The sequence below is a fragment of the Streptomyces sp. NRRL F-5755 genome (assembly GCF_001279365.1).
Taxonomy (GTDB): Bacteria; Actinomycetota; Actinomycetes; order Streptomycetales; family Streptomycetaceae; genus Streptomyces; species Streptomyces rimosus.
The window spans coordinates 61,728-68,021 of the sequence record NZ_LGCW01000257.1; the positions used below are offsets into that span (position 1 = coordinate 61,728).

General features: G+C 71.2%; 5 protein-coding genes. 4 read left to right on the forward strand and 1 reads right to left on the reverse strand.

Annotation, left to right across the window (positions count from 1 at the left end):
- Window positions 1-120: 120 nt before the first annotated feature.
- A complete protein-coding gene (locus tag ADK86_RS20695) occupies window positions 121-609 on the forward strand; it encodes a hypothetical protein (protein WP_053697896.1) in 489 nt (162 codons plus the stop codon).
- A 58-nt stretch (window positions 610-667) separates the two neighbouring features.
- Here ADK86_RS20695 and ADK86_RS20700 read toward each other — a convergent pair whose 3' ends face one another.
- Complete coding sequence (locus tag ADK86_RS20700) at window positions 668-1,690, reverse strand: alpha/beta hydrolase (protein ID WP_053697897.1); 1,023 nt, start codon at window positions 1,688-1,690, stop codon at window positions 668-670.
- Window positions 1,691-2,043: 353 nt separating this feature from the next.
- Between ADK86_RS20700 and ADK86_RS20705 the strand changes: the two genes are divergently transcribed.
- The 3 genes from ADK86_RS20705 (at window position 2,044) to ADK86_RS41135 (ending at window position 6,291) form a co-directional block, all read left to right on the forward strand.
- Window positions 2,044-4,194 carry an FUSC family protein gene (locus ADK86_RS20705; RefSeq protein ID WP_053697898.1) on the forward strand — a complete coding sequence of 717 codons (2,151 nt, stop codon included), beginning with the start codon at window positions 2,044-2,046 and terminating at the stop codon, window positions 4,192-4,194.
- Between the two features lie 202 nt (window positions 4,195-4,396).
- Complete coding sequence (locus ADK86_RS20710) at window positions 4,397-5,476, forward strand: rod shape-determining protein (RefSeq protein WP_053697899.1); 1,080 nt, start codon at window positions 4,397-4,399, stop codon at window positions 5,474-5,476.
- A 329-nt stretch (window positions 5,477-5,805) separates the two neighbouring features.
- Window positions 5,806-6,291 (forward strand): DUF4288 domain-containing protein, encoded by a 486-nt coding sequence (locus ADK86_RS41135; protein WP_053697900.1) that lies wholly within the window; start codon window positions 5,806-5,808, stop codon window positions 6,289-6,291.
- Window positions 6,292-6,294 lie beyond the last annotated feature (3 nt).

Below are 6,294 nucleotides of genomic sequence, written 5' to 3' on the forward strand. Positions count from 1 at the left end.
GTTGGGCCACTTGGGTGGCGTGCAGCGGCGCCAGGCAACCATGGGGCGGCCCCGGTTGTCTCAGACGGTGAAGACCGGCAATGCGCACAAAGAACAGAAGTCGGAAGTCGAGGACATCTCATGCTCCGTCATGCTTCGCGCACCACCGCCACCGTCGTTGCCACCGCGACCGCCGTCGCTCTCGGCCTCACCCTGACCGCCGCGTCCGCCGTTCCGGCTGCCGCCGCCACCCAGAGCACGTCCATACAACCGTCCAGGGCGGACCTGCGTACCGATCCGAACGGCCGCTACACCGCCGAGGAGATCCGCCGCTTCCTGGTCTCCTTCTACGGAAAGCACGGCCCGAGCGCCTGGCAGCGCGAGCACCAGGTCTCGGCCGAGCTCAAGAAGAAGGCCGCCGAGACACCCGACTACGACCTGCTGCTGTGCGCCCAGAACACGCCGCGCAACATCACCGTCGGCAAGGTCACCACCGCGCAGTCCGCAAGGGTCGGCTGGGCGACGATCACCACGTACTGGAGCGGCAACCGCAAGCAGCACTTCACCGCGTACGTGGACCTGGACGCCACGCGGCCCATCGAATTGCTGGACGTCTCCTGCTCGGTGTGAGGCACGGGACGAGGAGGAGGGGACCCGATGCGGTGGACGGCGCGGGGGAGAGGCAGGATTACTCCGCCGGCCCCTGCATGTGCGCGCTGACCCACTGCATCGTGCCTTCGCCCATGCCCTTCACATAGGTGTCGGCGCCGTGCATGCCGCCGGTCACCATCTGCAGCCGCGTCTTGACCGGGCCGCGGCCGTACCGCGCGATGAAGTTCTTGACCTTCGGCACGATCGTCGACTCCTTGGTGCCGTCCTGGAAGGCGAGGTAGACCTCGGGCCCGCCCTTGTTGATCAGTCGCTGGGCCAGGACCTCGGGGTTGTTCTCCCGCTCCTCCTTGGCGTGTCCGCGCCACAGCGGGGAGTCGGGGACGATGTCGGGACCGCTCGGTATGGCTGCTTTGAAGGTCTGCGGGTGCTGAAGAACATTCTTCAGCGCGGCGAAACCGCCGGACGACGAACCCATGATCGCCCAGCCGTCGCGGCCCTTGAGCGTACGGAAGTTCTGCCGGACGAAGTCGGGCACGTCCTCGTTCAGCCAGGTGCCCATCTTCGGCTGGCCGGGGATGTCGCTGGCGTCGTAGTACTGCTTGGCGTTGGGGTTGAGCACCGGCATCACGACGATGAAGGGCAGGCTCTTGCCCTCCTTCGACCACTGCGCGATGTTCTCCTCCAGCTTGAGGTCGCCGCCGATCCAGTAGTTGACGGGGTAGCCCTCGGCGCCGGGCAGCGCCATCAGGACCGGGAACCCCTTGTTCGCGTTCTTCTTCTCGTAGTACTCCGGCGGCGCCCACACCCACACCTTGCCGGTGAACCCGGATTTCGGGCCGTGATACGTGGCCATGCCGATCGGGGTGCCGTCGCCGGCGCCGCCGACCTTGCGCTGCTCCTTGAAGCTGATGGGGTGGGTGGGCATCTGGGCGAGCGCTCCCTTGCCCGGCCGCGTGGCGCCGTCCGAGCCGGAGCCCGTCGCGTTGCCGAATCGCACCGGCCCGTTCTCGTCGGAGCCGCCCGAGCCGCAGCCGGCGGTGGCGGCGAGGGCGGCCAGGGTGGTCACCACGACCACGGGGGTGAGCAGGGCTTTGCGCACGGGACCTTCTCCTTGCTGAGCGGGCCGGGGGTATCGACTGGTGAGCAAGAGGGCGCGGCCGGGTCCGGGGTTTCCCGTCACGGCAGGTTGCGTTGCCCGCGAAAACCCGTCCGCACCGGCCGATCCGCCGCTGACCTGGGCGGTTTACCCGCAGCGGAAACGGGCTTTACCGTGATTTTCACGGCGAATCACCGTGGGCGAGGCGGCGGCGTACGACGCGGGGCAGCCCATGCCTGCCCGCGAACGGGCCGGGCCAAAGCGCGGGATCCGGTCCGGGACGCGGCCCGCGACCCGCCAGGGAACCGGCGCCGATCATTCCGGTTCGCCGTCCCCGAATCCGTATTCTCGGACACATGACCTGGTCGCGAGCGCTGATGAAGACCGCCCGCTCCGGGCTGACCATCGAAAAGGCCAAGCTCACCCCGCTCATCGCGATCCGCGGCTCGGTCGGCGTCGCCATCGTCATCGGGCTGTGCCTCTACCTCGGCAGCCCCGCCCTCGCGGTCTCGTCGGCCTTCGGCGCGTTCGCCGCCGGCATCGCCACCTTCCAGCGCAGCTGGCGCCCGCGCCCCGTCCTGGCCCTCGCCGTCGCGGGCGGCCTCTCGGTTTCCACCTTCCTCGGCTACCTGGCCGCCGCGCACATCGTCGGCTTCCTGGTGCTGCTCACCCTGTGGACCTTCCTGTCGGGCCTGGCCTGGTCGGTCGGACCGGTCTCCGGGCTGGTCGGCACGCAGACCGTCTCGGTCATGCTCGTCACCGTCACGCTGCCGACCTCCGTCCTCGGTGCGCTGGAACACGCGGCGCTCATCGCGTTCGGCGGACTCGTCCAGGCCGCGCTCATCGTGCTCTTCCCCGTACGGCCCTGGGGCGTGCAGCGCGACGCGCTCGCCGACGCGCTCGCCGCGGAGGCGGACTACGCGCGCCGGCTGCGGCACGACCCGGTCGCCCCCTTCGACCCGCAGCCGCTGATGAACGCGCGCCTCGCCTCCGCGGTGACCCCGCGTCAGGCCAAGCGCCGCCCGGTCCAGCTGCACGGCCCGCGGGCGCTGGCCGAACAGGTCAGGCCGGTCCTGGCCTCGCTCGCCGACCCGGTCGTCGGCGCGCCCGTCGAAGGCCCCGAACGGGACCGGGCGCGGGAACTGCTCGGCGCGGCCGGCACCGTACTGGACGCCGTCGCGACCGCCATCCGGCGCGGCAAACCCGTACGGCTGCCGCCCGAGGCGATGGCCACCCTCGAAATGCCGCAGGACGGCGACGGGCCGCGGCTGACCGGCGCCGCCCGCCGCTCCGCGCTGCGGCTGATCTCGCTGCTCGCCGACGCCGTCGAGTTCACCGACGAACCCGTCCAGGCCACCCGGCCCACCACCGAGGCGGAACGCGGGCACCTGCTGCGCCCGAGCGTGCCGAAGCTGGTGCCGGTGGCGCTGCGCTCCGTACGCCGTGAGCTGCGCTGGTCCTCCCGTATCTTCCGGCACGCGCTGCGGGTCAGCGCGGTGGCCGCCGCCGGCTACCTCATCGGCCAGGCGCTGCCCTTCGGGCACGGCTACTGGGCGCCGCTCGCCTCGGTGATGGTGATGCGGCCCGATTTCGGGCAGACATACGCGCGCGGCGTCGCCCGCTTCATCGGCACCCTCGTCGGGGTCGCGGTGGGCGGCACGATCATGGGCCTCACCCACCCGAACCTGTACGTGAGCGCGGCGCTGGCCGTCGTGTGCGTCCTGGCGATGTACCTGCTGATGCGTACGGGAGTGTCGGTGACCTCGGCATGCGTCGCCGCCTACGTCGTCTTCCTGCTCGGCATCGCGGGCGCCGGCTGGGAACAGACCGTCCAGGAACGCGTCGTCCTCACCCTCGTCGGCGGCCTCCTGGCGATGCTGTCGTACGCGATCTTCCCCGCCTGGGAGACGCCACGGCTGCGCGAACGGCTGGCCCAGTGGCTGGAGGCGAACGGCCGGTACGCCATCGCCGTGTTCGACAGTTACGCACGGCCCGCCGAACGCCGCCCCCGCCAGGTGCGCGAAGCCCTCCTGGACGCCCGCGCGGCCCGCGCCGCCTGGGAGGAGAGCGAATCCCGCGCGGAGAAGGAACCGGTGCGCCACCGAGGGCTGTCGCTGAGCGCGGCGGCGTCCGCGCAGTCCGCGCTGTCCACGATGGGCCGGGTGACGATGATTCTGGAGGCCCACCTCCCCGACAAGGAGGCGGAGCCTTCACCGGGCGCACACGCCTTCACGGAGGAACTGCGCGAGTCGCTGCCGCGCGCGGTCGAGGCCGTACGGGAGCGGAGCAGCCTGGACTGGAGCGCGCTGCGCTCCGTATGGGAGCAGTGGGAGGCCCGGTCCGAGACCCGCGGGGTCGCGCTGCGCGGCGCCGAACTGCTGCTGGACGCGCTGGACGACCTCGCCGAGGCGCTGTCACGGGGACCGGGCGGCAGGAACCGAGCGGCGCGGGGGACCTCCGCCCCGGCCTCCCGGTCCGTACGGCTCCCGTCGTCCCCGCCGAGCTGAAACGCGCCACCCGGAACCGTTCGGCGGCGCCTGTAGTCTTGATAATTGCCCGCAAATGGCGCCATTGGCGAGCTTGACGAGTCCGGTGGGTCTCCCGTGCCACCTGCTCCGCGAGCCACGCGTGCCGCCCGGGGGCGCGATGTTCGGGGGCGCCGCCTGCGGGGCCCTGTCGTCCAGTCGAGAGAGAGCAAGCGAACCTCCCATGGCGTCCAGCACTTCGTCCGGTACGTACGACATAGGCATCGACCTGGGCACGGCCAACACCCTGGTCTACTCACGCGGCAAGGGCGTCGTCCTGAACGAGCCGTCCGTCGTCGCCGTCAACGCGTCCGGCGAGGTGATCGCCGTCGGGTCGGAGGCCAAGCGCACCATCGGCCGTACGCCGTCCGGCATCACCGCGATGCGTCCCCTCCAGGAAGGCGTGATCGCCGACTTCGACGCGGCCGAGCAGATGCTGCGCGCCCTGATGAAGAAGGCGCTGCCCACCCGCCGCTTCTCCAGGCCGCGCGTCGTGATCTGCGTGCCCTCCGGCATCACCGGCGTCGAGCGTCGGGCCGTCATCGACTCGGCGCGCAGCGCCGGCGCCCGTGAGGTGCACCTGATCGAGGAGCCGATGGCGGCGGCGATCGGGGCCGGGCTGCCGGTCGCCGAGCCGGTCGGCTGCATGGTGGTGGACATCGGCGGCGGCACGACCGAGGTGGCCGTCGTCTCGCTGGGCGGCATCGTCACCGCCCAGTCGGTACGGGTCGCGGGCGACGCGCTGGACGCGGCGATCATGTCGTACGTCAAGAAGAAGCACTCCCTGGCGATCGGCGAGCGCACCGCCGAAGACATCAAGATCGCGATCGGCTCCGCGGCCTGGACGCCGGTCGACGTGGACGAGGAGGGCGAGCCCGAGCGCCGCACGTCCTACACCGTGCGCGGCCGCGACCACGTCAGCGGCCTGCCGCGCATCCAGGAGATCACCGAGGAGGAGATCCGCTCCGCGCTCGCCGAACCGGTGGACGCCATCGTCCAGGCCGTGCACCGCACCCTCGACGAGTGCCCGCCCGAGCTCTCCGGCGACATCATCGAGCACGGCATCGCGCTCACCGGCGGCGGCGCACTCCTGCGCGGCCTGAGCCAGCGGCTGCGCCAGGAGACGGGCGTACCGGTGGTGGTCGCCGACGACCCGCTGGACTGCGTGGTCAACGGGACAGGGCGCTGCGTGGACGAATTCGCTTCGCTGCAGGGGCTGTTGGCGGGGGCGATGGAGCAGCCGCGGAAGGCTGTGCGGCTCTGAAGGATGCCGGGATGCCGGGGCTGTCCCTGTATAGGTGACTCTCGGTAAGCGGCGCGGGCGCGGCACCTTCCCATCCGTAGATCGCCGGACGCGTCGACATGCGGTAACCCCCGGAACGGGTGAAGATGATTGCGCCGGCTGCGAGGCCGGTTGCGGTGCGTAACCGTCGCCCGGGAAGGAACGGTCATGCCGAACGGGATGGCGCTCACGATTGGCAGGGGGCCGGGTGTGCCCGCCGGGGCAGGGGCGGCGGGGTGTGCGGGAGACCGCGGCGTGACCAGGCACGCAAGGATGTCCCCCTCCGCATCCGGCAGCGAAAGCTGACTCCGATGCTGAACCCCAAGGTCCTCCAACCGGCCGAACGGGTGCGGACGGAGTCCGTACCGCCGCGCCGCTGGGCCGTCGCGCGCGGCCGGCCGGCGGCAGAGGAGGCGGAGTGCGCTTTGGCGACCGACGCTGTACGGAAAGGCGGCCCGGCCAGGGGGCTACGGCCACACATCGCGGTCGTGCTGATGGAGTCGCCGGGCACGGGCGGCAGCGATCCGCTGTACGAGGAGAGCGTGGTCCTCGTATACGCGACGGACGAGGCGGACGCCCGTAAGCGGGCCGAGCGCAGGGCCCGTTCCCGGGAGACCAGCTACCTCAATGACCGGGGCGAAACGGTGTCCTGGAGCCTGAAACGCGTGGTGGACGTGAGCGCGGTACTCGACGAGGACCTGACACAGGACGCCGACCTGTATGCGCGGCACTTTCGTGATTATGCCGCTTATGAGCGCTTTGAGGTGCGGTTGTCTGGGGAGGGGTGGGGGGCGTAGGGG